The following is a 23,464-nucleotide window of genomic DNA, read 5'->3' on the forward strand; positions in this document are numbered from 1 at the left end:
TTACCTTACACTTTTGTAAGAAAAAAAACTGAGCATGTAAGCTTAGTTTTTTCATTAGTAAATGCAATTTTATCAGCGATTTTTCAAATATATCGACTTACCGACAAAAGATGACAATAAAAATAGGCTGTTTCGCATGTGGAACAGCCTATTTCCTACTCTTATTTCTTTAAAGGCGTTACCGTCCAATATGTAATAACACGCCAAATCCATTCTAATGGACCCATTTTAAAGATTTTCATCCAAATCACACTGAAAATAATTTGAATTGCATAAATTGCGATACACACATATAGCGTCTGCATGTACGTTAAGTTTCCTGCAAAATTAAATACACTGCCTGCAATTAAAATCATTGCAGTTTGTCCAATATAATTTGTTAAAGCCATACGACCATAGTATTTCAGTGGCGCTAACAATGCTTGAACTGGTTTTAACTGAAGTAATAAAATTAATGCTCCTACATAGAAAGCTGAAATAATTGGTCCAACTGTAACACCAATTTTTAAAAACTGACCTGCAGCATCCATTGTTCCATCCTCAGTCATAAGTATCATATTTACAAATGGATTAGCAGGAACGTGCCCATATTGATACCATAAAGCTATCACACTTAAAACAAACATAACTCCTGTAAAAATAGCGACTTGCTTTATTTTCGCTGAAAGATTTTCAAATATTTTGTACTGTCCTGCAGCAAGACCTAATAAAATTAAACCTACAGGCAATAATTCCTTAGCCGCCATAATACTAAAAACTATCGTAAGAATAAGACCGATTACTAAATTTATTTGCTTCTTCACTTTATAAAATGGTAAAGTGACTAATCCACAAATTGCGTATAACGCTAGTGCTTCTCCGGGCTGAAACATTTGATGAATCAAACCAAAAATAAATAGTGCAACTAAGCGGCGTAAAAATAAAACATATCCATTCTTCCCTTTTACAATCGCTCTTGTGATGAAGATATAGAATCCTACTCCAAATAAGAATGAAAAGATTGAGAAGAAACGACCTTCTACAAATAAGTATAGAAACCTTTGATAACTTGCATCCACTGTATTAGGGTCTGGAACTTTAATATTAAGTAACGCCAAAATATTTACTAAAATAATCCCCAGTAATGCGAAGCCACGAATGTAATCTAACTCATCAATTCGTTTGTTTGTAATATTGTTCCCCATAATACAACTCCTTGTCCTAAATTAAATCCTCCCTTACTCTACTGGAAAAGTAAGCTTACAACTATCGGAAAACCTTACAGAAATCTTACATTATTGTCATATAACAAAATAAAACCAGGTCATATTGCGACCTGGTTTACTCTGATTGCTTCGATCTTTGAGGTTGTCCCTTTTTACTATTACGCTGTTTCACTTGAACAACTGGATCAAGTTCATTTGAAAATTCAGCGTTATGTCCATTTTGTGTTTTTTGCTCTGGATTATTTTGATCTGAACGTTTCGCCATTACATTCACTCCTTATTAGTGCGGTGTAATAATCATTTGATGTTGCAATTGGCGAATTGCCATACGTGCTCTATTTAATTGCTCACGTTGCTCATCATTCGCATGTTGTTGCATCGTTTGTAAATCATTATATGCTTGTTCTAATTGTAACTGAGCATCCGAATACTCCATCGTATTGTAATGCTCTTGTCTCATGCCTTGGTCTAATTGTTCTTTCGCATATTCCACCGCTTGTTCTGCCTGTGTAATATACTCTTCAAGTGATTGACGCTCTGCCATAATTGTCCCTCCTTGCTTCAATTCCCCTTTAGTGTGTCCCTTCCATATGAACCTTATGAGTATGTTATAATGGATTTTGTTTCATCCCGCATTAACGGGCAGTAAGACCTCTACCTCAAAATTTGGATGAAACAAAAAAAGGTAGGTGAGAGCTCAACTGCCCGTAAACGCCCGATTCGTGAGGGCTGATAATCAGTGGGGGGAACATCCCCCACTGATTAAAGTTTCACTTTATTTTGACTCGTCTTAGGAGGGAAAGTAATGAAGGTTCAAAACCCTTTTCCATATACAAACGACAATAAACGTTATCATACATGGAATTACCACTTACGAAATGAATTTGGTGAAAAAATCTTTAAAGTTTCATTAGATGCTGGCTTCGATTGCCCGAACCGTGACGGTACAGTTGCTTACGGTGGTTGCACGTTTTGTAGTGCTGCTGGATCTGGTGACTTCGCTGGTGATCGCCGCGATGATGTTATAACGCAGTATCATGAAATGAAAGAAAAAATGCGCTCAAAGTGGAAAGACGGAAAATGTATCGCTTATTTTCAGGCTTACACAAATACACATGCACCACTTGAAGTGTTAAAAGAAAAATTCGAACCGCTTCTAGCAGAAAAAGACGTTGTCGGTCTTTCTATCGCAACTCGTCCAGATTGTTTACCAGACGATGTCGTTGAATATTTAGCGGACTTAAATAAACGTACGTACCTTTGGGTTGAACTCGGACTACAAACTGTTCATGAACGTACTGCAAATCTTATTAATCGCGCTCACGATTATCCATCTTATGTGGAAGGCGTAAATAAATTACGCAAGCACGGGATTAGAGTTTGCTCTCATATTATTAACGGTCTTCCCCTTGAAGATTACGACATGATGATGGAAACAACTCGTGAAGTAGCAAAACTTGACGTACAAGGAATTAAAATTCATTTACTTCATTTATTAAAAGGTACGCCAATGGTGAAGCAATATGAAAAAGGTCAATTAGAATTCCTTTCTCTTGAAGATTACGTAAGTCTCGTTGTTGACCAACTTGAAATTATTCCTGAAGATGTAATTGTGCACCGCATCACAGGTGACGGTCCACCTGACTTAATGATTGGTCCAATGTGGAGCTTAAATAAATGGGAAGTATTAAATTCCATCGATGCAGAATTTGTACGCCGCGGAAGCTGGCAAGGAAAATATGCAAATGAGGAGAAACAAAAATGAAATTAGAACGTGTATTACCGTTTGCTCGCTCGCTGCTGCAAACGGCTGTTAAAGAAGGCGATTACGCTGTAGATGCAACTTTAGGAAATGGACATGACACTTGCTTCCTAGCTGAAATCGTTGGAGATAACGGAAAAGTATTTGGATTTGATATTCAAAAAGAAGCAATTGAAAGCTCTACTATCCGCCTAAAAGAAAAAGAGCTTTTTGAACGTACTGTTTTAGTTCACGATAGTCACGATACGCTTCTATCCGTACTACCAGAAGATGCAAAAGGAAAAGTAACAGGCGCTATCTTCAACTTAGGTTACCTTCCAGGCGGTGACAAGCATATCGTCACAAAACCGAACTCAACAATCTCGGCGATTGAACAATTACTAGGAGTAATGGCACCTGAAGGTATCATCGTCCTTGTCATTTACCACGGACATCCAGAAGGACAAGTAGAACGCGACGCTGTACTTAAATTTGCAGAAGAACTAGATCAAAAAGAAGCTCACGTTTTGCGATACGGCTTCATTAACCAGCAAAATAACCCGCCATTTATTGTGGCGATTGAGAAGCGATAAAGTGAAACTTTAATCAGTGAGGTTTACTGTCCGGCAAATAGCAGGATAATTATATCAACGATTTTTCAGATATATCGATCATTCGACAAAACATAACAAAAAAAGACGTGCATTCATTGCACGTCTTTTTCTTATTCTCCTATATAATGGATGTATACAATATTTGAAGAAAGAAGGATAGAACTTTGCTAGTAGAACTAAGGGGAATTCAAAAGAAGTATGGCAAATCACTTATACTAGACAACATCGATTTATCCATTCCAGAAGGAGAAGCACTCGCTATTATTGGTGGGAACGGGACTGGAAAAAGTACTTTACTCAAAATAATTGCAGGCTTTATTCCACCTACGGCAGGGACACTTCAAAGAAAAGAACATATACAAATCAGTTATGTCCCTGAACATTTTCCTGAAGGAATTCGTTTTACATTAGAGGATTATTTATATCATCTCGGCCACATTCACGGTTTATCAACAAAATATTTAAGAAATAAAATTCCGATGCTCCTTGAATCTTTTCATCTACATCATGCAAAGCATTACGTTGTACGAAACTTTTCAAAAGGTATGAAACAAAAAACAGGCATTATGCAAGCATTACTTACGGACGTCCATTTATTAATTCTAGATGAACCTCTTTCTGGACTCGACCCTAACTCTCAGCAAGAATTAGAGCATATTTTACTCTCATTAAAACAACAAGGCATATCTATACTCTTCACATGTCACGAAAAACAACTACTAGAAAACTTCGCCGATAGAATTGTGACATTAGCAAATCATACAATTGCGGAAGATACCTCTGTGCAAAAATCAACAGAACAGGTCTATATTGAGGCAATTGTTCACGAAACATTTTCAGCTATAGAACTACAAAAGCAATCAGGATTTATACAAGTTACACACAATTCAAATCAAAACCTCATTCAATTACAAATCGAAAAGGAATATGCAAACGAAATGCTTCAGTTTTTATTACATAAAAAAGCATCTATCACACTGCTACAGCCTAATTTTTAAATCGAAAGAAGGTTTATTATGTTTGCGCTTATTCGTTACCATTTTCTCGACTACACGAAATCGTATAAGTACATTCCTCCTATTGCGATGTACTGCATAAGCTTACTTTTTGTATATACATATAAACCAACTCCCATTGTACCAACATACTTAGAAACAGCACTCGCACTTTATTTATTATCTGCCTGGATTACAGTCACAATTTTTCATACTGAAGATCCTGTACAAGAACAAATCACTATTTCACATACAAATAATATTTCGGCATTATACGTTGGTAAATATATTACGGCTTTTCTTATTTGTACTGCTTTATCTTTTATATCCGTAATCTATCCAATTATTTTGCAAATGTTTAATGAAAAAATGACAGCTTCTTTATTTCTAGTCGGATTTCTCGCTCACATGTCTTTATCTATACTAGGAATTTCAATCGCAACATTATTTACTAGAAATATTATTCAAAAAGCAAGCACCGCTTGGCTTAGTCTTACATTTATATTACTTATGACGATTGCCTCAATCCGGTTAAAAAAAGAGTTACTATGTTTTTTACCACCTGTCGAAAGCTTTATAATGCTTGGACAATACAAATATAATATACTTACTCATACTCTATGGCTTACAGCTTGGGCTATCGTATATTCATTTTTATTACTTACTTTATTTCTTTTTCTCGTTCGCAGAAAACGTTTTTGATTACATATTAAAGGGGACTAAACAATGATTGGAATACTAGCAGGAATGGGTCCAAAATCAACCGGACCATTCGTCGATACAGTTGTAGCAGAGTGCCAAACAATTTATGGAGCAAAGCATGATATGGACTTTCCTCATATGATGATTTATTCGTGCCCAACACCGTTTTATATGGATCGCCCTATTGATCATGCGGCGATGAAAAAAGCGATTATTGAAGGAGCGCAAAAACTTGAAAGTACTGGTGTAGATTTCATCGCAATGCCATGTAATACAGCGCATCTTTATTTCGAGGAATTACAGCGTTCTATTACCATTCCTATTTTGAATATAGTCGATGAGACGTTAAAAGCAATTCCTGAAAATACAAAAAGAGTCGCTCTTCTTGCAACAGAAGCGACTGTTCAAGCAAGTATTTACCAAGATGGAATTACAAAACGTGATATAGAGTACATTCATAATGAACAATGGCAAGAAATGATTAATCAAATTATTACTTGTATTAAAGGCGGAGAAATTGAGGAAGCTCGTAAATTATGGAGTCTGCTCGTTTTACAGTTAAAAGACGAAGTAGATACCGCTATTATCGCATGTACCGATTTGAATGTGGTGGTGAGTGAGGACTTTGTTGATTCCGCTCAATGTCTTGCGAAAGCAGTTGTTAGGATCTATGCATCAAATATAAAAAAGTCTTCATAAACATAGAACACATCCTTTTTAAAATGTGTTTTATGTTTGATAAAAACAACCAAAACTTTTAACTTTTTTCACAATTATTTCAAAGTAATCACACTTAATCTCGCTATATTAAATAAGTAGTTTATTCATATAGGGAAGGTTAGGGGAACTGAAGTATGAAAGTAAATCGTTCGCTTCATTATATTTTTTGGAGGTGGCATTTTTACGCCGGGCTTTTTATTACGCCGCTTCTTATTACTTTGTCACTGAGCGGAATTGGGTATTTATTTCGTGAAGAGGTTGAAGATTTCATCTATAAAGATTTATATTTTGGGAAGAGCGCCCAAACAGAGTCTATTTCGATGGCTGATTCGCTTTTCTTAACAGCGAAAAAATATCCACATTATAGTGTGGCGAAAATTAGTGAGTTTAATGGGGATTATAATACGAGGCTTACTATTGCAAATGAATATACAGGAAAGCAAAAATATGTGTATTTAGATAGCAATAATCAAATTGTTGGAGATCAAAATGCAAGTGAAACGTTTGCCAATATAATGAGGGAATTACATAGTTCTCTTTTAGTTGGTGGTACTGTCGTTAACTACATTGTAGAGCTTGCGGCATGCTGGACAATCTTTTTAATTGTGACTGGATTGTATATGAGTATACGCCAATTCAAAAACACACCCGCATCCACTAAGCGAGAAAAGGCAAAACGACGTCATTCTATTATCGGTATTATATTTACAATTCCACTCGTTTTGTTAGTCGCATCTGGATTGCCGTGGTCAGGATTTATGGGTAACCAAATTTATAAAATCGCATCGTCGAATGAATCAATTGGATATCCAAAGTTGTATATGGCACCGCCTGAATCGAAGGTAAAAGAATTGCCGTGGGCAACAAGAAAAGAAGCTCCTCCTGAATCGAATTCAAATGAGCCAAAAGCAATTTCTGTCGATGAATTACAAAAAGGAATTGAAATAAAGAAGCCATATGTTATCTCACTACCGGCTGATCCGAAAGGTGTATTCACCGTTTCGAAATCAAGCGGTTCCGGTATTACGGGTATGCATGTCGCACCAAATGAAGAAATAACAGCTTATTTTGATCAATATAGCGGAGAACTTATTTCCAAAACGGACTATCGTGATTATGGATTATTTGCACAATGGTTTACTTACGGTATCCCGCTTCACGAAGGACATTTATTCGGATGGCCAAATAAAATATTATGCTTACTAACGACATTATCTTTATTACTTCTCATTTATTACGGAATAAAAATGTGGTTAGCAAGAAAGCCAAAAGGAAAATTAGCAGCACCGCCAAAGCAAAGAGATAAGAAAAGCATAATCGTTTTCTTTATCATGATGGTTATACTAGGCGCTGTCATGCCTTTATTCGGACTATCTGTTTTAGTTATTTTCGCAATTGAACTTCTCATATATGTATTTTCAAAAATACAATCATAATAAGAAAACCACTCTACAAGAGTGGTTTTTTTCATCACTGCGCCATTTTCTTTCGGTACATCTTCCCGTTCCAGTAGAAGAATCGTGAAGTGAGCCCTCCGTATTTTACAATGCGCCGTGCCATTTTGTGCATATTCTTTTGCGCTGATACTTTTTGATCTGATAAATAAATACCAAGTAATCCTCGGCTTATGAGACGATGAAACTTCGCATGAGGCAAATCACCAATGCTCTTCTCTGCTTCTTCTACAAAATGTTTCATACGATCTAATATAGCTTGCTCGTTTTCATAATAACTACAGAAATTCAAATCTCCGCCGATACGGTCTTCTTCTTGATCGATGAAATAATCAAGTAAAATGTGAAGTCCTTGTACGTATGGAAAATACCCTTGTCTAATTTTCACAATATCTTCTTCATGTAACTCATCATGAAATGCATATGCTACAAGACAGAAAATTCCAAGCGTAGAACCTGCACATGCTGAAAACTCAAACCAACTCATCGGTGGTAAATTTTCTTTATGCGCTTCAAACCATGTTTTTAAGCGTGGTTCTCTTTCTTCTAACTTCACGTGTTTATGAATTTGCAAATCACAATAATAACAAGCAAGTTCATGAAGAATTGGAGCAATTTTATCATAATGCTTCGTTTTCTTTAAAACATCCTGACATGTTTCAACAAGCTCATCTAAATAACCACCATCATCTTGATCATCACGATAACGATAATAGTTACCGCCCCCTTCAACTTCAGGGCTTAATGCCATTACCATCGACTCATGAAGAGCCGCAAAGTCTTTCGGGTCAAGTGATGTACTACGATCACATAAATTATCTAAATAGTCGCTAATCGTTTGATAAGCTACGATAAAACGAATACATTCCTCACGATGTTCATTTGCTAGTAGCGCTAAAATGCCACCGCCCTCGCAATGAAACGTTTTATTCTCAATACTTGCGATTGCCTGACTATGAAGCTCGTCATTCGGAATATGGTAGGCACGCTCTTTCCACATCGCTAGCTCATGGTGTACTACCGGAAACACATCACGGTATACTTTCGCCATGAGCGTTATGGGATTACTCGGTACGTTCACTTCTTCCTTCATCTCCTCTATTCAATGTACAAATAATTTACTTATTTGTTTCTATTATGTTATTGATGCGTATTTCAGTAAATGACTGAATATAATTCAAAATTTCATCACGCTCATACTCATTTAATAACTCATGATAACAATTCGGCCATTCTTTAAAAGCCTTATCACTTATTTTAACATTATCAAACCAAGTACGGACACGTGTTTTATCTACAAGTTTATCCTCACAAGCCTGCATTAGCAAGAGTGGAACGTCTGGAAAATCGCCTATTTTTTTATGCGCAATTTCGATAGACTTAATCAATTCACTATACCAACGTACTGATACTTTGCGCAAGAACAATGAATCATTCTCCATCGCATCTCTCACTTCATGATTACGAGTTGACATTTCCACTGTAAGATTCGTTGCAAATTGCAATTTTGGAGCAACAACATTTAATATTTTTGAGGCAGCTCGAAGCGGAGCAGAAGGTCCAGTTAATACACCTAAACATGGTGAACTTAAAATAATACCATCTACATCTTCTCTCTTCGTTTCTTGCATCATACGAATGACAATAAGACCACCCATACTATGACCAAATATAAAAATAGGTAATCGATACTTCCTTGCCTCTTTCACCCATAATTTAACTTCCTCTATGTATTCATCAAATGAATCAATATGTCCTCTATTTCTCGAAGTCGTTCCATGTGATGGAAGGTCTCCCATCACAACGTGGTAGCCGATATGATTCCACATTTCTGCTATAGCTTCGTAACGTCCGTGATATTCCATTGCGCCGTGCACGATAACGACTACAGCTTTCGCTTCCTCTGCTTCATAATTCCACATACGGACCTCCTCCATTTCACTCTTTCTCATAATTTGATACACTAAAACTAGTCTCTAGGAAAGGAAGGCTTTACATGATATATCCTTACAAAGAAAAAAATCCAAAAATTGCGAGTAGTGCTTTTATCGCTGACTATGTTACCATTACAGGCGATGTGACAATTGGCGAAGAATCTAGCATTTGGTTTAATACAGTCATCCGCGGTGATGTATCACCAACGATAATTGGAAATAGAGTAAATGTACAAGATCAATGTACACTTCACCAAAGCCCCCAGTATCCTCTTATTTTAGAAGATGACGTTACCGTTGGGCATCAAGTTATTTTACATAGCTGCAAAATTGAAAAAGATGCTTTAATCGGAATGGGATCTATCATATTAGATGGCGCTGAAATTGGTGAAGGAGCTTTCATCGGTGCTGGTAGTCTCGTTTCACAAGGAAAGAAAATCCCTCCTAATACGTTAGCTTTCGGTCGCCCTGCGAAGGTCATTCGCGAATTAACAGAAGAAGACCGTAAAGATATGGAACGTATCCGCACACAATACGTTGAAAAAGGACAATATTATAAATCGTTACAAAAGTGATTTTATCGCTGCCATAAGACTGGCAGCTTTTTTTATGAAAAAATCTAACTTTTTCTTTACAAAACCTTATTATCCCCTCAATAAAATCTTATTAAAATAGAAGTTAATAACTCCATATATATGTAAATGAGGGAGGAAAAATCTCATGAAGGTCAGTGGACTATATAAAATAGAATGTTACATCTTCAAAGGAATTAATCGCTACTTTGATCAAAAAACATTAAACATCTTTTTCAGCAATATTACCCATATCGGTGGTCCAAGTTTTTCCATTGCACTTACCCTATTCTTTTTAATTTTCGCAACAGGGAATTTGCATCAAGCTGCAATTGCAACTGCTATTTCTTTGACAATTAGCCATATTCCTGTGCAAATATTAAAAAGATGGTATCCACGAAAACGTCCTTATTTAACAATTCAAGATGCGAAATATCCAGTACAGTCTTTAAAAGATCATTCTTTTCCATCCGGACATACAACGGCTGTTTTCTCTGTCCTCATTCCATTTATTTGCTATAATCCAAACTTGCTTGCTTTTCTATTACCGTTAGCATTATGCGTCGGTATTTCCCGTATTTATTTAGGGCTTCATTATCCGTCAGATGTATTTGTAGGCATGTGCCTTGGCACTTGCTCTGGCATCATCTCTTTTTATCAACTCATTCCACTCATGTAAAGGAGCGATATGATGAGAGTCGCCATATTTACCGATACATTTACACCACAAGTCAACGGTGTGGCGAAAACTTTGGAACGTTTAACTAAATATTTTCAAAAAGAAAATATCGCCTATTCTGTTTTCGCCCCTCAGCATACGGCAGAAGATAATTTCGTAGCGAATGTGAACAAAATGAGAAGTATCCCGTTAACAATATTATATCCAGAATGTCGCTTTGCCTTTCCTACTCCGCGCATTAAGCGGGAACTTCTTGCCTTTAAACCTGATATCATTCACATCGCTACGCCTTTCAATATGGGACTTTGTGGGTTATATTATGCCAAAAAGTTAAATATCCCAGTTGTCGGTTCTTATCATACTGATTTTGACGCCTATTTACGCTATTACAAAATCGAATTTCTCTCCAATATGCTATGGAACTATTTAAGCTGGTTTCATAGTCATATGCAAAAAAACTTTGTTCCTTCTCCTGAAACATTACATCAATTAAAGAAAAAAGGATTTCAACAGCTCTATATTTGGGGACGTGGTGTAGATTGTACTCTCTTTCATCCAACTTACAATAAAGACCTATTCCGAAAAAAATATAATATTACAGCGAAATATATTCTTTCCTACGTCGGGCGCCTTGCTCCTGAAAAAGATATCGATACTCTTCAAACACTTATTCAAACGACAAACAAAGAACGTGACGATATTCATTGGCTCATCGCTGGAGACGGGCCTCTAGCAACAAATTTGCGTGAAGCTGTTCCGAAAACAAATGTCACTTTTACTGGATATTTACAAGGCACGGATTTAGCTCAAGCATATGCTTGTTCTCATATGATGGTATTTCCATCAGCTACTGAAACGTTCGGAAATGTCGTACTTGAATCATTTGCATGCGGTACACCTGTCATCGGAGCAAATAGTGGCGGGGTTAAAAATATTATTACAGATGGAAAAACGGGAATTCTTTGTCCGCCCAAAAATACGGATTCATTTCTATCATCCATCTATTCTTTATTGCAAAATGAAGAGAAACTTATGCAAATGGGCATAGCTGCTTCGTCTTATGCTAAGTCAAAAAGCTGGGATGAGATTTTTCGTGGATTACTTGAGCAATATGAAGAAGTCCTTCAGCACACTGTATCAGAATTACTCGCTTAAAAAGAAATGACAAAATTTATTAATGCTTATAAAAGTGCAAGTTCTCAACTAATCAAAAAAGACTTTCCACAAGTGAAAAAAACTTTAGAAAGAAATGTTTTGGTCAAGAAGTTTTTGCTTACTAACTACTGGTAGTTCGCCAATAGACGTAGTAAAGAAACATATTGAAAATCAAGGTAAAAAGTGAGGTGAAATGATATGACAAAGCAGAATAAAGCATATAAATTCCGGTTGTATCCAACAGAAGAACAAGCAAATCTTATACGTAAAACCTTCGGTTGTGTACGTTTCGTGTACAATAGAATGTTAGCTGAGCGAAAAGAAGCGTACGAAAAATACAAAGATGATAAGGAACAACTAAAGAAACAAAAGCCTCCAACCCCTGCGAAATATAAAGCAGAATTTGAGTGGTTAAAAGAAGTTGATTCATTAGCTTTGGCAAATGCTCAACTACACTTGCAAACTGCATATAAGAATTTCTTTAGTGGTCAAAATAACTTCCCAACATTCAAAAGTAAAAAGGACAGAAAGTCTTATACAATGAATGTAGTAAACGGTAATATTCTGTTGCTTAATGGTCATATCAAATTGCCAAAACTGAAAATGGTACGTATCAAAAAACATAGAGAGATACCACAAGATTATATGATCAAGTCTTGTACGATTTCTATGACACCTACTGGTAAATACTATGTGTCAATCTTGACTGAATACGAAAAAGAGATTGTACAAAAAGAAGTAGAAACAGTTGTTGGATTAGACTTTGCAATAGATGGATTATACGTCAGTTCTGAGGATGAGAAAGCCAATTATCCTAAGTTCTATCGTAACATGTTAGACCGATTAACAAAGGCGCAACGAGTATTATCAAGACGCAATAAAGGTTCTGAACGTTGGAATAAACAACGTATTCGTGTAGCTACGTTACATGAGAAAGTAGCTAACCAACGTAAGAATTTTCTTCATCATGAGTCTAAAAAGTTAGCTGCCAATTTTGATGTTGTAGCTATTGAAGATCTAAACATGAAAGGAATATCGCAAGCACTTCATTTTGGAAAAAGTGTCGCTGATAATGGGTGGGGTATGTTCACTTCTTTCTTAACTTATAAACTAAACGAACAAGGAAAACAACTTGTGAAAATAGACAAATGGTCTCCATCAACAAAAACATGTAGTAGCTGTGGAAATGTGAAAAGTCTGACATTGTCTGAACGAATCTATTCTTGTATATGCGGTGTAAATCTCGATAGAGATTATAACTCAGCTATCAATATTAAAAATGAAGCAATACGTCTTTTAGCGTCAGCATAAATTGTAATAAAATAACCTTTGGAACAAGGGAGTTAGCTCGGCTGTCTTAGGACGAATTCGTTAGCTATCAGAAGTAATGATTAACCGAGAAGCCCTCACTTCAAACACTCCTTTAGGACGTTAAGTGGCGGGTAGTTCACGAAATCCCCTTAAAATTAACTTACTCACATACCTTTATACAGTAATTGTTCCCCAATTTCTGTATATCAAAAAACCTTTCATTCATTTGAAAGGTTTTTTTGAGCTTGTACATATTCTTCTTTCGTATTCACATTTATAAACCAATCTGCATTCGCCTGTACATCTTCACCAGCAATATACTTCACATTACATTGTGATAAAAGTTGGCCCATACTTCTTTTTTCTTCTTGAAGCAAAGCATAAATTTTTTCTTTCACACGGTTATGATACGCTGCAAGTAACGGTTGTTTTCTTCCATTAATAATAGGGACAACAGCATCATATTCATCGCTCGTTTGCTCTAATAAAATGGTAATCCATTCATTTGAAACGTTCGGTGCATCACAAGGCATAATAGCGTACCAATCTGCTTCTATATATTCCATTCCTGATACAATTCCAGCAAGCGGCCCATTTCCTTTATAGTGCGACATATCTTCTATAACTGGAACTTGTACTAATTGCTCTACTCTCTCTTTTATATCAGAATGACTAATGACTACAATTTCTTGCACAGCGCTTTCCATTACTTTCACAATATGCTCAATAAAAGTACTCTCTTTCCAGCCTACTAACGCTTTCGGCTCACCGAATCGGCTCGACATACCTCCTGCTAATACAATTCCAGCACACTTACTCATTGACGATGCAACTCAAATGTAATATGACCTAATTCCGGTAAAATTAACTTGTTCATCGCAAGACGAACCGCTCCGCTAGACCCTGGCATCGAAAAGACAACTTTACGCCCGATTGTACCGCCGATTGCTCTACTTAACATCGCACTACTTCCGATATCTTCTAAGTAACTTATCATACGGAACAACTCACCAAATCCAACAATTTCTTTATCTAATAACACTGAAACTGCCTCAATCGTCACATCACGTTTCGTAATACCAGTTCCGCCATTCGTTAACACGACATCAACATCTTCCCTATGATAACCAGCTAACACAGCCTGCTGGATACTTTCTTTATCATCTTTCACAATTTCATAAGAGGTCACTTTATGTCCTGCTTCTTTTAATAATTCATGTAATAGTTGTCCGCTCTTATCCGTCTCTTCCGTACGTGTATCGGAAATCGTCACGATTTTGCAGCGCACTTCTTTTGGAGCTTGTTTTTTATGTTCAGTTACACTCATTTTTCATCTTTCCTTTCTTAAAGACTTTTCTTCATTTTATCATACATATCTTTACACAATTATGTATGAAGCCAATGATGCACCGTGATACAATATAAGTATATACGACCACAAAAAGGAAAATATACTTTCTTATACGCCTGGACTACACACCATTAGCTACTCTTTAAATCCCCTTATATTTTCTACATAGTAGATTTCATTTTAAATTACAAAATAATTTGGAGGTTCACACACTATGGAACTTTATAAAAAATTAACAACAACATTCATTCTCTTATTTGTTGCTTCCATCACTGTCGGCTTTTCCTTAAAAGGCGCGATTCCATATGCTACATTAGTGAGTATTATATTCGCAACGCTATTTTTACTGAGCAGTGCTTTTTGCGCAGGAAAAGCACACCAACTGAAAGGGTGACCGTCTATGTTCCGTAAGAAACCACTCCTTTGTAAATCATGTGAAAAGGAAATACAAACGTATGAAAAAGCGTGGATTCATATGCCATTTCCGGCAAGTGGGATGACAAATATGAAGAAGTATATTGAGCTAGACGGGGAAGTTTATTGTAGTTCTTGCATTCAAGTAGTAAATAAAGTGAAACTTTAATCAGTGGGGATTTTGTTCTTCCCCACTGATTATTAGTTGAACCAATCGGGCTTTTACAGGCAGTTAGCCTCCTACCTAACTTTTTTGCTTTACAGCCGAATTTTGAAGTGGGAGGCTTACTGCCCGTTAATGCGGGATAAAACCAAATAAAAAAAGCTTTGCGACACGCGCAAAGCTTTTTTTTCATATATTATAGACCAGCTTGCTCTTTTAAAGTAGCTGCTTTGTCTGTACGTTCCCATGTAAGATCTACATCAGTACGTCCGAAGTGGCCGTAAGCTGCTGTTTGTTTGTAAATTGGGCGACGTAAGTCTAGCATTTTAATAATACCAGCTGGGCGAAGATCGAAGTTGTTACGAACTAGTTCTACTAATACGTCTTCAGATACTTTACCAGTGCCTAATGTATCAACTGAAATTGATACTGGTTGTGCTACGCCAATTGCGTATGCAAGTTGTACTTCTGCTTTGTCAGCAAGACCAGCTGCTACGATGTTTTTCGCAACATAACGAGCTGCATATGCTGCAGAACGGTCAACTTTCGTTGCATCTTTACCAGAGAATGCACCACCGCCATGGCGAGCGTATCCACCGTAAGTATCAACGATGATTTTACGTCCTGTTAAACCAGCATCACCTTGTGGTCCACCAATTACGAAGCGGCCAGTTGGGTTAATGAAGAATTTCGTTTCTCCATCCATTAATTCTGCTGGAACTACAGCTTTAATTACGTGCTCTTTTAAATCGCGATCGATTTCTTCCCACGTAACATCTGGATGATGTTGTGTAGAAATTACAATTGTATCCACACGTACAGGTTTACCATTTTCATCATACTCAACTGTAACTTGCGTTTTTCCATCCGGACGTAAGTATGATAATGTGTCATCTTTACGTACTTCAGTTAAACGACGAGCTAATTTGTGAGCAAGCGAGATTGGAAGTGGCATTAATTCTTGTGTTTCATTACATGCGAAGCCAAACATTAAACCTTGGTCTCCCGCACCAATTGCCTCAATCTCAGCGTCAGTCATTTGACCTTCGCGTGCTTCTAGTGCTTGGTCAACACCCATAGCGATGTCAGCAGATTGCTCATCGATAGATGTTAAAACTGCACAAGTTTCTGCATCGAATCCGTATTTTGCGCGTGTGTAACCAATGCCTTGAATTGTTTCACGAACGATTTTTGGAATATCTACGTAAGTAGAAGTCGTAATTTCCCCCGCTACCAATACTAAACCAGTTGTTACAGTTGTTTCACAAGCTACACGTGCATTTGCGTCCTTTGCTAAGATCGCATCTAAAATTGAATCAGAAATTTGGTCACAAATTTTATCTGGATGTCCTTCAGTTACAGACTCAGATGTGAACAGATGACGTTTTTTTGTCATGTGGTAAACCTCCCTACAGTAATTGTATATATTGTACGGAACTCATCCTTAATTTGCCACAAACTGCGACATACATTTATTCTCCCACACAAGCATACAGAAAAACCTTTCCTACTTAACATAGAGGAAAGGTTTAATTTGCTACTTGCATACTGCTTTTTGCCCTTTGCTCTTATCGTTCGAGACCGTTAGCCTCGCACAGGTTTTAGCACCTATTCACCTGTATTTACCACTACAAGTGAGGTTGCTGGGCTTCATCGGGCCTGTCCCTCCGCCAGCTCGGGATAAGAGAGTATCCGTCCCAACCTATACTAAAGAAATGATATTCATTTGTCAATTAATATTCACATTTTCCTGAAAGTTTTTCTCAATACGTATAGAATGAAATATTAATAGGGAAATGATACATTCACACAAACAAAAATAAATAAATAGTATACATTATTTATATAATTGTGTTATACTATTGATGGGGATTACGAGAAATATTTCATTAAATGAAAAGGATGGTATATAAATATGAGTACTGTGAATGTCCAAATTGGTTTACATGAATTATTGAACGGAAGCAATGCACAGATTCAATTAAGTGTTCCGCAATTAGTGGAAAAAGTATTAATGCGAAACGAAGGGAAATTAACTTCTACTGGTGCCGTTTCTGCTTCAACAGGAAAATACACAGGACGTTCTCCTAAAGATAAATTTATTGTGAAGGAAGCATCGGTTGCTGACAAAATTGCTTGGGGAGCCGTGAACCAACCGATCTCTGAAGAACATTTTAATAAATTATATATAAAAGTTTTAGAATACTTAAAAGAAAAAGAAGAGTTATTCATCTTCAAAGGATTTGCTGGCGCTGATCGCAACTATCGCCTACCAATTCAAGTTGTTAACGAATATGCATGGCATAATTTGTTCGTACATCAATTATTTATTCGTCCAAATGAAGAAGAATTAGCAACTCACGAATCAGAGTTCACAATTGTTTCTGCACCAAACTTCAAAGCAGATCCAGCAATTGACGGTACAAATTCTGAAGCATTCATTATGGTTTCATTCGAAAAACGTATCGTACTAATCGGTGGTACAGAATACGCTGGAGAAATGAAAAAATCAATCTTCTCTATTATGAACTTCTTGCTACCTGAACAAGACATTCTTTCTATGCACTGCTCTTCAAACGTAGGCGAAGAAGGCGACGTAGCACTATTCTTCGGTTTATCTGGAACAGGCAAAACAACATTATCTGCTGATCCAAACCGTAAATTAATCGGTGACGATGAGCACGGTTGGTCTGATAACGGCGTATTCAATATTGAAGGCGGTTGCTATGCAAAATGTGTAAACCTTTCTCATGAGAAAGAACCACAAATCTTCGATGCAATCAAATTTGGTTCAGTTTTAGAAAACGTTGTCATTGATGGTCAAACACGCATCGCTGACTATAACGATACTACTTTAACAGAAAATACACGTGCTGCATACCCTATGCATGCGATTGACAATATCGTACTGCCAAGTGTTGCAGGACATCCAAATACAATTATTTTCTTAACTGCTGATGCATCTGGCGTATTGCCTCCAATCAGTAAGTTATCAAAAGAGCAAGCTATGTACCATTTCTTAAGCGGTTACACTAGTAAGCTAGCAGGAACAGAGCGCGGTGTTACATCTCCACAAGCTACATTCTCTACTTGCTTCGGTTCACCGTTCTTACCGCTTGATGCATCTCGTTATGCTGAAATGCTTGGTGAAAAAATCGAGAAACATGATGCGAAAGTATTCTTAGTAAACACTGGCTGGACTGGTGGCGAATACGGCGTTGGTAAACGTATGAACTTAGGTTACACTCGTGCAATGATTCAAGCAGCACTAAGCGGTGAACTTGCTAAAGCTGAAACTGCAAAACACGACATCTTTGGCCTTGAAGTACCTCGTCATGTTCCAGGTGTACCTGATGAAGTATTAATGCCTGAACAAACTTGGGCTGATAAAGATGCTTACAAAGCGAAAGCAATTGAGCTTGCAAACGAATTTAAAGAAAACTTCAAAAAATTCGATAGCGTTTCTGAAGCTATTATTAACTTAGGCGGTCCAATCGCTTAATTACAAATTTTCTGTTGGAATAACCCTTTTACTCATATGAATAAGTGTCGTGTAACCGTAAAGTTCCGCGTACTCACCGACAAAACCCAATGCGGCTTAACGGTTACACACACTTACATAAAAAAGAAGCTTACGTTAAAAACGTAAGCTTCTTTCTATGTCTTATATAAAGTGAAACTTTAATCTCTTCATCTATTGCATACCAATACCCGTAAACTTACAGAAAATTCATTTTATAATCATTCATTTGTAGTTTCCCATGATATAATTTACATATACAGGAAAGGATGAGGCCTATGAAAAATTTTTCTCGTACAGGAAAATTTTTATTCAGTTATGGAGCGATTCAAATGTTTTGGGGACTTGTGATGCTTAACGTTAATTTATTTGAGCATACAAGTGAAACGATAAAATACATTATTCTAATTACCGGAATAGTTTGTTGTATTGTATCCAACTTTTTTAAAGAACCTAAGAGTCATACTACTAAGTGATTTCATATTAACTTATTGGAAACGGAAACCTATATTTTATACAAAGTTACGCTTCCTGTTGTACTATCCACCGCCGGATCCCTTATTCCAGAGTAAGCCAATTTTCAATTTAAATAACCAGATTTTCATTTATACAAACCACGGCTTCGAACATATAAACTATTTTCCCACTCACTACATCCTTCTCGTTTCACATCGCATGGGACTAAAAAAGGATCTGACCGCTTCTATCCATCGCCGAATCCTCTATTCCATCTAAAAAAGTTCCAAACCTAATTTTCAATTGATATACTCGGATTTTCACACATACAAACCACGGCTTAGAACATATAAACTATTTTCCCACTCACTACATCCTTCTCGTTTCACATCGCATGGGACTAAAAAAGGATCTGACCGCTTCTATCCATCGCCAGATCCTCTATTCCATCTAAAAAAGTTCCAAACCTAATTTTCAATTGATATACTCGGATTTTCACACATACAAACCACGGCTTCGAACATATAAACTATTTTCCCACTCACTACATCCTTCTCGTTTCACACCGCATGGGACTAAAAAAGGATCTGACCGCTTCTATCCACCGCCAGATCCTCTATTCCATCTAAAAAAACTCCAAACCTAATTTTCAATTGATATACTCGGATTTTCACACATACAAATCAAGGCTTTGAAAATATAAAGAGATCTCTCGCTCACTTGCTCCTTCTGGTTTCACACCGCATGTGGCTAAAAAAGGCCCTAACCGCTTCTATCCGTCGCTGGATCCTCTATTCCATCTAAAAAGAGGCTCTTTTAGCTCTTTTAACCCTTTGTTAATTCTTCTTCATCCTTCATACTATAATAACCTAAATTAATAACGATTAAGAAATAACCACCCAGAATACCTACTGCAAATGCCCACATTACCATATGATGCTCAATTTCGTACATAATAATAGCACCCAAAATTGCAGCTGCAAAGCGATTAAACATACCAAGCGTCGGCGCTTTCGTCTTCTTTACTATACTATCTCCAAGCTTTTCGATACGCCTTCCTAAAATCCAAACACAATACATGCTTACAATAAGTCCAATTCCTGCACCTAGAAAATGTGCTGAAAACGGTGTTAACATCCAGCCTAATAACAGAATGCCTAGTAGATAATACGATTGAATTTTAAACGACCTTAATGACATACTAATCATATTGTACTCCCCTTCAATAGTTTTTATCTATCTAACCAAAGCTATATAACTCATTTCTTTCGAGTCCATACTATTAAAAATTCATTTCACTCAAATTTTAAAAACATAAACAGTATGTTTATGTTTTTAAAATGCTTTTAGGAAATAATATTATACAAGATTTCTAATATAGAATCCCTCATAAATGTGACGTTTTTCAAAACATTTTCGTCCAATTATGAAAAAATTGATATCAATCTATGAACATACGGATATGATGTAATAAGCACATAAATAAAGGGGGCGTCTAATGATTTATTTTTTAATGGCTCTCATTCATCTCATTGTTCCTGCACTTATTGGACTTTCATTATATTGGTACATGAAAAAACATAGTATTTTCTATGCTGTCCTCGGTGTTCTTCTTCCAGGTATTATTCTTATTACACTCTTCCGTATTCCTTTTCTTAATTTAATCCCACTTATTACTGCCATTTTATTCCTCGTATTTTTACCAAAAATAAAAAAATAGGAAAGCAGATCATAGGTGATCTGTTTTCCTATTTTGATATAGGTTCTTGCACGATAGAATTAGCTTCTACTTTCTCTGATTTCACAAACCATAAACCGAAGAAAATGATGATTCCACCGATTATTTGTTGAAACGATACATATTCATTTGCCCATACAGCTGCAAATAAAACAGCTACAAGCGGCGTAATATACATATATACCATCGTATGTGACGCACCAATTTTTTGAACACCAACATACCACATGACTAAACCGAATACTGTTACAAAGAAAACAGAATATAGTAAAGCAAATAGTGTCATTCCGTGTGTAATGTGAAATGGCATGACAAATACATGTGGACCACTTAACAATAAAAGCGGAATCGCTCCAACTAATGTCGACCATGCAGTAACACGTAATGCTGAGTATTTTTTAATAAGCGGCCCTGCTAAAACGGGATAAAGTCCCCAACATATTGATGTAATAAGTCCAATCCCATTTCCGTAGAAAGAACTAGCGAGTGAATGCCCCGCTACTAAAACTAATGTAGCACCAATAAAGGCAATCATGGAACCAACTAACTTTCGAGAAGAGAATTTTTCTTGTTTCAAGAAAATCGCAAATAAAGTTGTAAAAATAGGTGAAATAGATATGAGTAAAGAAGCATTTGTAGCGGATGTGTATTTTACAGTTTCCATAAATAACGTTTGATACAGTACAATACCTACAACGCTAACGATGATTAATCTTGGTATATCTTTTCGCTCCATATAAAGTGACTTTTCGATAAAGAACGTAAGTAATAACAGTAGTGGTGCTGCTGTCATCATTCGAACTGCAGTAAACTCAATTGCTGTAAATTCTAAAAGTCCATATTTCGCAATCGTATAGTTAATCCCCCAAATAATAACGACACTTAAAATTAATAACTCAATTCCCCATCTTTTCATGCGCAACCCCCTCCGCAAAGAGAATTATACAGAAAATTCAACCATATGTACATTTCATTATGTGAAAAAATCCATAAGAAAAAGGAGCATATTATATACTCCTTCTCTCTTCATTATACTCGAACATGTAACTTCATATTCGGATTATAAAACTGGCTTGGGCTCTTCAGCTGGAAAGTCCCTCCAACTTCATGCCAATCAACTGTTAATTTATCATCCATAAATACAAGCTTTGTGCGATCTGCAATAAAGTTTAGTACGCTTGATTCGATATCTACATCGCGCTCATCTTTCTCTGAAACGGCTACTAAATCAATAATCCCGCTCATAACACAACCGCAACCTTCATTATCATAAAATAACTTTATATATTTCGTTTCACTTGGAATCGTATCCATAATCTTTTTATATGCTGCCTCTGTTACAGTAACGTACATGTGTTAACCTACATCCTCTCTTCTCGTATCATTTATATATTGTACCACCATTTTTCTTGAATCTTATATGCAGAAAATTAAGACTACTATAAAATATATGTGATAAAGTGAAACTTTAATCAGGGGGGTATCCATCCCCCTCTGATTATTAACCCTCGCCAATCAAGCTTTTACGGGCAGTTAATGCGTGATAAAGGAGGTTGTATCACTGATGTTCAAACTACAGCGATATCTCATTTTCTTATGTCTATTAGGTAGCTTTTTTATTTCTAGCGGAATGATATTACAACATATACTTCCCTATTCTCCTTCTATTGGCTGGATTCTAGGTTTTATTTGTTTCCTATCCGCTTCTTATTTTTCCATAAAAAAACAAAAACAACTAACAAAGTAAGAACTATCTTAAGGAGGATTACCAAACATGCCAGCCTTAAAAGAAATAGAACAATAACTTAATCATTTATTACAGGAGAAATCCATTGCCATATCGACAATGATTATGGTAGGCATAAATACTCACTCATTATGGATTATGCGAAAGAAACAAATATGTCACTCATCGGTGTGTCACACTCTGCCTCTGAATATTTAGTGAAAGAGACATTGATGTATGATTGGTTTAAAGAGAATTTTGATGTAGATGTTACTTTGATTCCGCAGGAGACCTGGTGGTTATAAAACTAATAATACCTCCCCTATTTTTAAAATCTATATACACAATACGATCGACCACACAAAAATATAGAATCTACAATATATATATAGTAGTTCTACTTTTAAAACTATATTTTCAAAATATAGAAAGGAGATAATATATGTACCAACGCAATTGCTTTAGTTGTGACGGTAGACGCAACAGCGGTTCTATCGGCAGTACTGGACCTACTGGCGCTACTGGACCCACTGGTGCCACTGGTGCTACTGGTGCTACTGGCAATGCCGGGCCTACCGGGTCCGGTTTGCAAAGTACTACCGCTTTTAGTCTAGCAGCCGCTCCTAACTATAAAACGGGACAAGTTGTCACTTACACGAGTAGCGGCTATGTTGTAAAAAAAGATGCACCTCAAGGATTTCCGAATGTGTCTCAAGATTATATCTTATTGGTAGAAGGTGGTCCTACCGGTTCTACTGGACCTACCGGGGCTACTGGGTCTACCGGGTCTACCGGACCTACTGGGTCTACCGGGGCTACTGGGTCTACCGGACCTACCGGACCTACCGGGGCTACTGGAGCCACTGGTTCTACTGGTTCTACTGGTTCTACCGGACCTACCGGGGCTACTGGCTCTACCGGTTCTACTGGTTCTACTGGTTCTACTGGTTCTACTGGTTCTACTGGTTCTACTGGTTCTACTGGTTCTACTGGTTCTACTGGTTCTACTGGTTC

At 36.7% G+C, this 23,464-nt stretch carries 27 protein-coding genes, 3 pseudogenes and 1 riboswitch; of the genes and pseudogenes, 19 read left to right on the forward strand and 11 right to left on the reverse strand.

The window, feature by feature from the left end:
- Nucleotides 1-161: 161 nt before the first annotated feature.
- The 3 genes from ABH955_RS28005 to ABH955_RS28015 all read right to left on the reverse strand — a co-directional run bounded on the left by ABH955_RS28005 (nucleotide 162) and on the right by ABH955_RS28015 (nucleotide 1,749).
- A complete protein-coding gene (locus ABH955_RS28005; RefSeq protein WP_404491900.1) occupies nucleotides 162-1,184 on the reverse strand; it encodes a DUF418 domain-containing protein in 1,023 nt (340 codons plus the stop codon).
- 136 nt (nucleotides 1,185-1,320) lie between these two features.
- Nucleotides 1,321-1,470, reverse strand: coding sequence for a hypothetical protein (locus ABH955_RS28010; RefSeq protein WP_001129345.1), 150 nt, complete (start codon nucleotides 1,468-1,470; stop codon nucleotides 1,321-1,323).
- A 15-nt stretch (nucleotides 1,471-1,485) separates the two neighbouring features.
- Entirely contained in the window at nucleotides 1,486-1,749 is a 264-nt protein-coding gene (locus tag ABH955_RS28015) for a YtzC family protein (RefSeq protein ID WP_002089099.1), read from the reverse strand.
- A 261-nt stretch (nucleotides 1,750-2,010) separates the two neighbouring features.
- On the opposite strand from ABH955_RS28015, the gene mnmL reads away from it, so the two are divergent.
- The 6 genes from mnmL to ABH955_RS28045 all read left to right on the forward strand — a co-directional run bounded on the left by mnmL (nucleotide 2,011) and on the right by ABH955_RS28045 (nucleotide 7,413).
- Nucleotides 2,011-2,970 carry a tRNA modification radical SAM protein MnmL/YtqA gene (gene mnmL / locus ABH955_RS28020; protein WP_002034421.1) on the forward strand — a complete coding sequence of 320 codons (960 nt, stop codon included), beginning with the start codon at nucleotides 2,011-2,013 and terminating at the stop codon, nucleotides 2,968-2,970.
- Nucleotides 2,967-3,539: a tRNA 5-(aminomethyl)-2-thiouridylate-methyltransferase MnmM gene (gene mnmM, locus ABH955_RS28025; protein WP_404443791.1), complete on the forward strand. Its 573-nt coding sequence runs from the start codon at nucleotides 2,967-2,969 to the stop codon at nucleotides 3,537-3,539. Before mnmL ends, mnmM begins: the two co-directional genes overlap by 4 nt.
- A 185-nt stretch (nucleotides 3,540-3,724) precedes the next feature.
- Nucleotides 3,725-4,558 (forward strand): ABC transporter ATP-binding protein, encoded by an 834-nt coding sequence (locus ABH955_RS28030; RefSeq protein WP_002034419.1) that lies wholly within the window; start codon nucleotides 3,725-3,727, stop codon nucleotides 4,556-4,558.
- Between the two features lie 18 nt (nucleotides 4,559-4,576).
- Nucleotides 4,577-5,257, forward strand: coding sequence for an ABC transporter permease (locus ABH955_RS28035; protein WP_404443794.1), 681 nt, complete (start codon nucleotides 4,577-4,579; stop codon nucleotides 5,255-5,257).
- A gap of 24 nt (nucleotides 5,258-5,281) precedes the next feature.
- A complete protein-coding gene (locus ABH955_RS28040; protein WP_002184795.1) occupies nucleotides 5,282-5,956 on the forward strand; it encodes an aspartate/glutamate racemase family protein in 675 nt (224 codons plus the stop codon).
- Between the two features lie 155 nt (nucleotides 5,957-6,111).
- Nucleotides 6,112-7,413 (forward strand): PepSY-associated TM helix domain-containing protein, encoded by a 1,302-nt coding sequence (locus ABH955_RS28045; RefSeq protein WP_404491902.1) that lies wholly within the window; start codon nucleotides 6,112-6,114, stop codon nucleotides 7,411-7,413.
- A 34-nt stretch (nucleotides 7,414-7,447) separates the two neighbouring features.
- On the opposite strand, the gene ABH955_RS28050 is transcribed toward ABH955_RS28045, so the two are convergent.
- Together ABH955_RS28050 and ABH955_RS28055 are read right to left on the reverse strand one after the other, a co-directional pair.
- Nucleotides 7,448-8,512: a tetraprenyl-beta-curcumene synthase family protein gene (locus ABH955_RS28050; protein ID WP_002089107.1), complete on the reverse strand. Its 1,065-nt coding sequence runs from the start codon at nucleotides 8,510-8,512 to the stop codon at nucleotides 7,448-7,450.
- 37 nt (nucleotides 8,513-8,549) lie between these two features.
- Nucleotides 8,550-9,353, reverse strand: a complete 804-nt coding sequence (locus tag ABH955_RS28055; protein ID WP_002129529.1) for an alpha/beta hydrolase — start codon at nucleotides 9,351-9,353, stop codon at nucleotides 8,550-8,552.
- 74 nt (nucleotides 9,354-9,427) lie between these two features.
- Between ABH955_RS28055 and ABH955_RS28060 the strand changes: the two genes are divergently transcribed.
- The 5 genes and pseudogenes from ABH955_RS28060 (at nucleotide 9,428) to ABH955_RS28080 (ending at nucleotide 13,082) form a co-directional block, all read left to right on the forward strand.
- On the forward strand, nucleotides 9,428-9,940 hold the full coding sequence (locus tag ABH955_RS28060; RefSeq protein ID WP_002015678.1) for a gamma carbonic anhydrase: 513 nt from the start codon (nucleotides 9,428-9,430) through the stop codon (nucleotides 9,938-9,940).
- A 145-nt stretch (nucleotides 9,941-10,085) separates the two neighbouring features.
- On the forward strand, nucleotides 10,086-10,616 hold the full coding sequence (locus ABH955_RS28065) for a phosphatase PAP2 family protein (RefSeq protein ID WP_404491904.1): 531 nt from the start codon (nucleotides 10,086-10,088) through the stop codon (nucleotides 10,614-10,616).
- Between the two features lie 12 nt (nucleotides 10,617-10,628).
- Nucleotides 10,629-11,771: a glycosyltransferase family 4 protein gene (locus tag ABH955_RS28070; protein WP_404454352.1), complete on the forward strand. Its 1,143-nt coding sequence runs from the start codon at nucleotides 10,629-10,631 to the stop codon at nucleotides 11,769-11,771.
- A gap of 3 nt (nucleotides 11,772-11,774) precedes the next feature.
- Nucleotides 11,775-11,958, forward strand: a pseudogene (locus ABH955_RS28075) (IS200/IS605 family transposase); the annotation flags it as partial.
- Nucleotides 11,959-11,969: 11 nt separating this feature from the next.
- On the forward strand, nucleotides 11,970-13,082 hold the full coding sequence (locus ABH955_RS28080; protein WP_404454354.1) for an RNA-guided endonuclease TnpB family protein: 1,113 nt from the start codon (nucleotides 11,970-11,972) through the stop codon (nucleotides 13,080-13,082).
- A gap of 218 nt (nucleotides 13,083-13,300) precedes the next feature.
- Here the strand turns inward: ABH955_RS28080 and ABH955_RS28085 are convergent, their stop codons facing one another.
- Together ABH955_RS28085 and ABH955_RS28090 are read right to left on the reverse strand one after the other, a co-directional pair.
- A complete protein-coding gene (locus ABH955_RS28085) occupies nucleotides 13,301-13,903 on the reverse strand; it encodes a molybdenum cofactor guanylyltransferase (RefSeq protein ID WP_404454357.1) in 603 nt (200 codons plus the stop codon).
- Nucleotides 13,900-14,409 (reverse strand): MogA/MoaB family molybdenum cofactor biosynthesis protein, encoded by a 510-nt coding sequence (locus ABH955_RS28090; protein WP_002034407.1) that lies wholly within the window; start codon nucleotides 14,407-14,409, stop codon nucleotides 13,900-13,902. The genes ABH955_RS28085 and ABH955_RS28090 overlap by 4 nt, the downstream gene beginning before the upstream one ends.
- Before the next feature lie 238 nt (nucleotides 14,410-14,647).
- On the opposite strand from ABH955_RS28090, the gene ABH955_RS28095 reads away from it, so the two are divergent.
- Nucleotides 14,648-14,827, forward strand: a complete 180-nt coding sequence (locus tag ABH955_RS28095) for a hypothetical protein (RefSeq protein WP_000424802.1) — start codon at nucleotides 14,648-14,650, stop codon at nucleotides 14,825-14,827.
- A 6-nt stretch (nucleotides 14,828-14,833) separates the two neighbouring features.
- The gene (locus ABH955_RS28100; protein ID WP_404454362.1) at nucleotides 14,834-15,016 is read left to right on the forward strand and encodes a hypothetical protein; all 183 of its coding nucleotides are present in this window, start codon (nucleotides 14,834-14,836) and stop codon (nucleotides 15,014-15,016) included.
- Nucleotides 15,017-15,206: 190 nt separating this feature from the next.
- Here the strand turns inward: ABH955_RS28100 and metK are convergent, their stop codons facing one another.
- The gene (gene metK / locus ABH955_RS28105; protein ID WP_002015707.1) at nucleotides 15,207-16,406 is read right to left on the reverse strand and encodes a methionine adenosyltransferase; all 1,200 of its coding nucleotides are present in this window, start codon (nucleotides 16,404-16,406) and stop codon (nucleotides 15,207-15,209) included.
- 169 nt (nucleotides 16,407-16,575) lie between these two features.
- Nucleotides 16,576-16,697, reverse strand: a riboswitch (SAM riboswitch).
- 228 nt (nucleotides 16,698-16,925) lie between these two features.
- On the opposite strand from metK, the gene pckA reads away from it, so the two are divergent.
- Nucleotides 16,926-18,512: a phosphoenolpyruvate carboxykinase (ATP) gene (gene pckA, locus ABH955_RS28110; protein WP_002089118.1), complete on the forward strand. Its 1,587-nt coding sequence runs from the start codon at nucleotides 16,926-16,928 to the stop codon at nucleotides 18,510-18,512.
- 296 nt (nucleotides 18,513-18,808) lie between these two features.
- Nucleotides 18,809-19,006: a hypothetical protein gene (locus ABH955_RS28115; RefSeq protein WP_404454366.1), complete on the forward strand. Its 198-nt coding sequence runs from the start codon at nucleotides 18,809-18,811 to the stop codon at nucleotides 19,004-19,006.
- 805 nt (nucleotides 19,007-19,811) lie between these two features.
- Here the strand turns inward: ABH955_RS28115 and ABH955_RS28120 are convergent.
- A complete protein-coding gene (locus tag ABH955_RS28120; RefSeq protein ID WP_002089121.1) occupies nucleotides 19,812-20,195 on the reverse strand; it encodes an ATP synthase subunit I in 384 nt (127 codons plus the stop codon).
- Between the two features lie 289 nt (nucleotides 20,196-20,484).
- On the opposite strand from ABH955_RS28120, the gene ABH955_RS28125 reads away from it, so the two are divergent.
- Nucleotides 20,485-20,706 carry a hypothetical protein gene (locus ABH955_RS28125; protein ID WP_002015710.1) on the forward strand — a complete coding sequence of 74 codons (222 nt, stop codon included), beginning with the start codon at nucleotides 20,485-20,487 and terminating at the stop codon, nucleotides 20,704-20,706.
- A 28-nt stretch (nucleotides 20,707-20,734) separates the two neighbouring features.
- Here ABH955_RS28125 and ABH955_RS28130 read toward each other — a convergent pair whose 3' ends face one another.
- Both ABH955_RS28130 and ABH955_RS28135 read right to left on the reverse strand, forming a co-directional pair.
- Nucleotides 20,735-21,640: a DMT family transporter gene (locus tag ABH955_RS28130; protein ID WP_002034445.1), complete on the reverse strand. Its 906-nt coding sequence runs from the start codon at nucleotides 21,638-21,640 to the stop codon at nucleotides 20,735-20,737.
- A gap of 113 nt (nucleotides 21,641-21,753) precedes the next feature.
- Nucleotides 21,754-22,077, reverse strand: a complete 324-nt coding sequence (locus tag ABH955_RS28135; RefSeq protein WP_002089124.1) for an iron-sulfur cluster biosynthesis family protein — start codon at nucleotides 22,075-22,077, stop codon at nucleotides 21,754-21,756.
- 211 nt (nucleotides 22,078-22,288) lie between these two features.
- On the opposite strand from ABH955_RS28135, the gene ABH955_RS28140 reads away from it, so the two are divergent.
- The 3 genes and pseudogenes from ABH955_RS28140 to ABH955_RS28150 form a co-directional block, all read left to right on the forward strand.
- A complete protein-coding gene (locus tag ABH955_RS28140; RefSeq protein WP_242310586.1) occupies nucleotides 22,289-22,471 on the forward strand; it encodes a hypothetical protein in 183 nt (60 codons plus the stop codon).
- A 62-nt stretch (nucleotides 22,472-22,533) separates the two neighbouring features.
- Nucleotides 22,534-22,755, forward strand: a pseudogene (locus ABH955_RS28145) (Nif3-like dinuclear metal center hexameric protein); the annotation flags it as partial.
- 137 nt (nucleotides 22,756-22,892) lie between these two features.
- Nucleotides 22,893-23,464: pseudogene (locus ABH955_RS28150) on the forward strand (collagen-like protein); the annotation flags it as partial.

Source organism: Bacillus sp. RC240 (assembly GCF_044907945.1).
Lineage (GTDB): Bacteria > Bacillota > Bacilli > Bacillales > Bacillaceae_G > Bacillus_A > Bacillus_A mycoides.

Coding starts and splice junctions, on each gene's coding strand:
- ABH955_RS28015 (WP_002089099.1), bottom strand. CDS start 1,749: ATGGCAGAGCGTCAATCACTTGAAGAGTATATTACACAGGCAGAACAA.
- ABH955_RS28115 (WP_404454366.1), top strand. CDS start 18,809: ATGAAAAATTTTTCTCGTACAGGAAAATTTTTATTCAGTTATGGAGCG.
- mnmM (WP_404443791.1), top strand. CDS start 2,967: ATGAAATTAGAACGTGTATTACCGTTTGCTCGCTCGCTGCTGCAAACG.
- ABH955_RS28065 (WP_404491904.1), top strand. CDS start 10,086: ATGAAGGTCAGTGGACTATATAAAATAGAATGTTACATCTTCAAAGGA.
- ABH955_RS28130 (WP_002034445.1), bottom strand. CDS start 21,640: ATGAAAAGATGGGGAATTGAGTTATTAATTTTAAGTGTCGTTATTATT.
- ABH955_RS28135 (WP_002089124.1), bottom strand. CDS start 22,077: ATGTACGTTACTGTAACAGAGGCAGCATATAAAAAGATTATGGATACG.
- ABH955_RS28070 (WP_404454352.1), top strand. CDS start 10,629: ATGAGAGTCGCCATATTTACCGATACATTTACACCACAAGTCAACGGT.
- ABH955_RS28055 (WP_002129529.1), bottom strand. CDS start 9,353: ATGTGGAATTATGAAGCAGAGGAAGCGAAAGCTGTAGTCGTTATCGTG.
- ABH955_RS28035 (WP_404443794.1), top strand. CDS start 4,577: ATGTTTGCGCTTATTCGTTACCATTTTCTCGACTACACGAAATCGTAT.
- ABH955_RS28120 (WP_002089121.1), bottom strand. CDS start 20,195: ATGATTAGTATGTCATTAAGGTCGTTTAAAATTCAATCGTATTATCTA.
- ABH955_RS28095 (WP_000424802.1), top strand. CDS start 14,648: ATGGAACTTTATAAAAAATTAACAACAACATTCATTCTCTTATTTGTT.
- ABH955_RS28045 (WP_404491902.1), top strand. CDS start 6,112: ATGAAAGTAAATCGTTCGCTTCATTATATTTTTTGGAGGTGGCATTTT.
- ABH955_RS28005 (WP_404491900.1), bottom strand. CDS start 1,184: ATGGGGAACAATATTACAAACAAACGAATTGATGAGTTAGATTACATT.
- pckA (WP_002089118.1), top strand. CDS start 16,926: ATGAGTACTGTGAATGTCCAAATTGGTTTACATGAATTATTGAACGGA.
- ABH955_RS28100 (WP_404454362.1), top strand. CDS start 14,834: ATGTTCCGTAAGAAACCACTCCTTTGTAAATCATGTGAAAAGGAAATA.
- ABH955_RS28090 (WP_002034407.1), bottom strand. CDS start 14,409: ATGAGTGTAACTGAACATAAAAAACAAGCTCCAAAAGAAGTGCGCTGC.
- ABH955_RS28085 (WP_404454357.1), bottom strand. CDS start 13,903: ATGAGTAAGTGTGCTGGAATTGTATTAGCAGGAGGTATGTCGAGCCGA.
- ABH955_RS28060 (WP_002015678.1), top strand. CDS start 9,428: ATGATATATCCTTACAAAGAAAAAAATCCAAAAATTGCGAGTAGTGCT.
- ABH955_RS28040 (WP_002184795.1), top strand. CDS start 5,282: ATGATTGGAATACTAGCAGGAATGGGTCCAAAATCAACCGGACCATTC.
- ABH955_RS28140 (WP_242310586.1), top strand. CDS start 22,289: ATGTTCAAACTACAGCGATATCTCATTTTCTTATGTCTATTAGGTAGC.
- mnmL (WP_002034421.1), top strand. CDS start 2,011: ATGAAGGTTCAAAACCCTTTTCCATATACAAACGACAATAAACGTTAT.
- metK (WP_002015707.1), bottom strand. CDS start 16,406: ATGACAAAAAAACGTCATCTGTTCACATCTGAGTCTGTAACTGAAGGA.
- ABH955_RS28080 (WP_404454354.1), top strand. CDS start 11,970: ATGACAAAGCAGAATAAAGCATATAAATTCCGGTTGTATCCAACAGAA.
- ABH955_RS28010 (WP_001129345.1), bottom strand. CDS start 1,470: ATGGCGAAACGTTCAGATCAAAATAATCCAGAGCAAAAAACACAAAAT.
- ABH955_RS28125 (WP_002015710.1), top strand. CDS start 20,485: ATGATTTATTTTTTAATGGCTCTCATTCATCTCATTGTTCCTGCACTT.